The organism is Pseudoroseomonas cervicalis ATCC 49957 (assembly GCF_000164635.1).
GTDB lineage: Bacteria > Pseudomonadota > Alphaproteobacteria > Acetobacterales > Acetobacteraceae > Pseudoroseomonas > Pseudoroseomonas cervicalis.
Window position 1 is genome coordinate 28,063 of record NZ_GG770779.1, and the last position, 3,749, is coordinate 31,811.

5 protein-coding genes are annotated in these 3,749 nt (G+C 75.0%); 1 reads left to right on the plus strand and 4 read right to left on the minus strand.

Annotated features, from left to right (window positions below; translation table 11 throughout):
* Positions 1-42: 42 nt before the first annotated feature.
* Both HMPREF0731_RS11395 and HMPREF0731_RS11400 read right to left on the minus strand, forming a co-directional pair.
* The gene (locus tag HMPREF0731_RS11395; RefSeq protein ID WP_007004276.1) at positions 43-852 is read right to left on the minus strand and encodes a cytochrome c; all 810 of its coding nucleotides are present in this window, start codon (positions 850-852) and stop codon (positions 43-45) included.
* Positions 853-877: 25 nt separating this feature from the next.
* Positions 878-1,519 (minus strand): GNAT family N-acetyltransferase, encoded by a 642-nt coding sequence (locus HMPREF0731_RS11400; RefSeq protein ID WP_007004277.1) that lies wholly within the window; start codon positions 1,517-1,519, stop codon positions 878-880.
* Positions 1,520-1,741: 222 nt separating this feature from the next.
* Here HMPREF0731_RS11400 and HMPREF0731_RS11405 point away from each other — a divergent pair, with 222 nt between their 5' ends.
* Complete coding sequence (locus HMPREF0731_RS11405) at positions 1,742-2,533, plus strand: ferredoxin--NADP reductase (RefSeq protein WP_007004279.1); 792 nt, start codon at positions 1,742-1,744, stop codon at positions 2,531-2,533.
* Positions 2,534-2,591: 58 nt separating this feature from the next.
* Here the strand turns inward: HMPREF0731_RS11405 and HMPREF0731_RS23890 are convergent, their stop codons facing one another.
* The gene (locus tag HMPREF0731_RS23890) at positions 2,592-3,188 is read right to left on the minus strand and encodes a hypothetical protein (RefSeq protein ID WP_040613038.1); all 597 of its coding nucleotides are present in this window, start codon (positions 3,186-3,188) and stop codon (positions 2,592-2,594) included.
* Positions 3,185-3,749: hypothetical protein (locus HMPREF0731_RS11415; protein WP_007004280.1), on the minus strand; the 565-nt coding region annotated here is incomplete at its 5' end. The genes HMPREF0731_RS23890 and HMPREF0731_RS11415, both read right to left, overlap by 4 nt.

A 3,749-nucleotide genomic window follows, 5' to 3' on the forward strand; every position in this document is an offset into this window, starting at 1 on the left:
CCCGCCGCGCCGGCCGGCCGGGGCGTGGCCCGGCCGCCACGCTCAGCGCCGCGCCGCCTGATGGCGCAGATAGGCGATCAGCGCGTCCAGCTCGGCCTCGGGCAGCACGGCGGGGCTGAAGCCGGGCATCTGCTGGCCCGGCCAGTCGCGCACCGATTTCGGGTCGCGGATCAGCGCGCGCAGCCCGGGCTCGGTCATGTAGGCCAGGGCCGGCATCGGCCGCGCCAGGTCCGGCCCCATCTCGGCCGCCCCGGCGCCGGCCAGCCTGTGGCAGGCCAGGCATTGGGTGACGAACACCTCCTGGCCGCGCCGCGCCGGATCGTCCGGGGCCAGGCCGGCGTCGACGCCGAGGCTGGGCCAGCGCCGCAGCGGCGGCGCCACCGCCGTCAGGCTGGCCAGCGCGTAGGGCCATTGCTCAGGCGAGATGCCCGCCTGTTCCGGCCGCAGCCAGACCAGGTAGAAGGGCCCGGCATTGGCCGATTTGCCGGGCAGGGCGGGCCAGGGCGCGCCGGGCTCCTCCACCGCCAGCCAGGGCTCGGCGCCGGCCTGCAGCAGCGCGGCGGGGAGCTGCGAGGCGAAGCCGTCGGTCGCCTTCGCCTCCAGCGTCTCCACCCCGTCCAGCGGGCCGAGCAGGGCGCGCAGCGGCACGGCGCGGTAGCTCATGGCGCGGTGGTAGGCGACATCCGCCGGCACGGTGATGCGCGCGGCATCGGGGCGCGCCAGCAGCGCCTCGGGCGTCAGGCGCTGCGCGCCGCCGGGCAGGGTCAGCAGCAGCTCGGCGGCGCGCAGGCCAGGGGCGGTGGCGAACAGCGCCGCCAGCCAGAGCAGCGCGGCGGGGAGGAAACGTCGCATCGGGGCAGGGTCCTGGGTTGGCGGCTCAGCCGGGGCCGGCGCGCAGGGGGGCGCGGGCCAGGCCGTTGTGGTCGAAATTCTCCGGCGCCAGCCAGGCGGCGATGGCGTCGCGCCGGGCCGGCCATTCCTCCTCCAGGATGGAGAAGAAGGCGGTGTCGCGCCGGCGGCCCTTGACCACCAGATGCGCCCGCAGCGTGCCCTCATAGGTGAAGCCGAGCCGGGCGGCGGCGCGGCGGGAGGGCGCGTTCAGCGCGTTGCATTTCCACACCAGCCGGCGATAGCCCAGCTCGTCCATGGCGTGGCGCATCAGCAGGAACATCGCCTCGGTGGCGGCGCGCGTCCGCTGCAGCCGCGGGCCGAACCAGATATGGCCGAGCTCGATGGCGGCGTTGGAGGGCTGGATCTCCATCAGCGTCAGCCAGCCCGAGGCGAGGCCCGAGACATGCGGCCGCACCGCCCAGGCGATCGGGTCATGCGTGGTGGCGAAGCCGGCCAGGAAGCGGCGGAACCCCTCGTAATCGGCGAAGGGTCCGTAGCCCATATAGGCCCAGCTGTCGTCGGCGCCCTGCAGCGCCTGCCACAGCTCCTCGGCATGGCGCGGGCCGAGCGGCTCCAGCGTCACCGAGGCGCCGCGATGCGGCACCCGCGCCGGCAGCGGGCGCGGCATGGGGTCCACCAGCGGCCCGACCGGCGGTTGCGTCGCCGGGTCGGCGGGCGCGGTGTCCGGGGCGGATGGCAGGGGCGCGGAGCGGGGTGTGGCGTGGCCGGGCATTGTCATGATAGGCCGCAGGCTGGACCGTAACCCCGACGCCGCGCAAGCCGTCCGCCTGCCCCACTTCCTCCCCGGGAAGCGCTTGTTCCGCGCCCAGCCGAGACGATCTGCCTGACCATGAACGCTCCCGCTCCTCCCGCCGCCTATTACGCCGAGACGGTGCAGTTCGTGCACCACTGGACCGACCGGCTCTTCACCTTCCGCTGCACGCGCGACCCGGCCTTCCGCTTCCAGGCCGGGCAGTTCGCGATGATCGGGCTGATGGTGGAGGGCAAGCCGCTGGTGCGCGCCTATTCCATGGTCTCCGCCCCCTATGAGGAACAGCTGGAATTCCTCTCCATCAAGGTGCCGGACGGGCCGCTGACCAGCCGGCTGCAGCACATCCAGGTGGGCGACCAGGTGCTGATCGGCCGCAAGGCGGTGGGCACGCTGGTGCCGGACAGCCTGCTGCCCGGCCGCACGCTGTGGATGTTCGGCACCGGCACCGGCCTCGCCCCCTTCATGGCGCTGGTGAAGGATCCGGAGGTGTATGACCGGTTCGAGCGCGTGGTGCTGGTGCATGGCGTGCGCCAGGTGGCCGAGCTGGCCTATCATGACTGGCTGAGCCAGGAGCTGCCGCGGCACGAGCTGCTGGGCGAGCTGGTGCGCGACAAGCTGCTCTACTACCCGACCGTGACGCGCGAGCCCTTCCACCACCAGGGCCGCGTCAACGAGCTGCTGGCCAGCGGCAAGCTGACCGCCGATCTCGGCCTGCCGCCCTTCTCGGTGGAGCAGGACCGGGTGATGCTCTGCGGCAGCCCGGAGATGCTGGTCTCGATGAAGGAATTGCTGGAGGGCCGCGGCTTCACCGAGGGCGCCGGCAACCGCCCGGGCCATTACGTGGTCGAGAAGGCCTTCGTCGAGAAATAGGCCTCGCCCAGGCCGCCGCGCTGGTAGCCCATGCCCCCCGCCGGGGGCATGGGCTTTTTCATGCGGGACCGGCGGGAGAGGGCGCCGCCATGGCGAAGCCGGAGGCCGCCCAGGCGCGCACCGCCTGGATCTCGGCCTCGGTCAGCTCCTGGCGCGGCAGCGGCAGGGCCGGCAGGGTCGGGCCGAAGCGCAGCACCAGCGCGGCGGGCGTCTCCTCCAGCTGGCGCAGCCGCGCCGCCTCGGCCTCGAAGGACCAGCCCTGGCCCTGGCAGGAGAGCCGCCCGGGCAGCAGCACCACCGAGACGGGGCCGAGCAGCGGCTGGCGCGCCGGATCCGGCAGGGCCCGCAGGATGCGGGTCAGCGCGGCGCGCTGGCCGAGCTGGGCATGGAGCGCCAGCAGCAGCGTCACGCCGCCGATCGCCGCCAGCAGCACGCCCTCATTCCACTCCAGCGGCCGCCAGAAGGGGGCGGGGGGCGCCATGCGGCGCAGCAGCGTCTCGGCCAGGCGCAGCGACAGCAGCAGCGTGGCGGCGAAGAACAGGCCCTGGGCCAGCACCCGCAGCGCGCCGAGGCCGAGCCGGCCGCCGCGCCGCAGATCGGCATCGGCCACCCGCGCCTGGTCCTCGGCCCGCCAGCCCAGGCGGAGCGTGATCATGCCGCCTCCGCCCGCGCATGGCGTTCGGCCCAGCGCCGCAGCGCGTCCTGCTGCTCCGGCGCCAGGTCGCGCTTGGGCAGCACCTGGCGCTGGCCGAAGCCCAGGCTGAGCAGCATGAAGCGGCCATCCTCGGCCAGGCCGCGCAGCAGGGCGGCGTCGTAGCGCCGCGCCGCGCCCTCGGCCTGCCAGAGCAGGGAGGCGGGGCCGAGGGTGAGGGTGACGCGCTCCGGCCGCGTCTCGCCGGCCAGCAGGCGGCGCAGCCGGGCCAGCGTCGCGCGGCGCATCAGGGCCGGCAGCAGCTTCGCCTCGAACAGCCAGCCCCAGGCGGTGGCGCCGGCCAGCAGGGCGGCGAGCGTCACGAAGCTCCGCCCATGCGGGTGGATGCCCTTCCACAGCCCGATCGGCCCGGCCTGCAGCCAGGTGACGGCGCCCAGCATCAGCAGCAGCGCGGCGGTGGCGCCGGCCAGGCCGGGCAGGCCCGCATGGTCCCGGCGCAGCCCGAGGCCCTGGCCCTCCAGCTCGTCCCGCGCCGAGACCGCGAAGCGCAGCACCGCCTCCGGC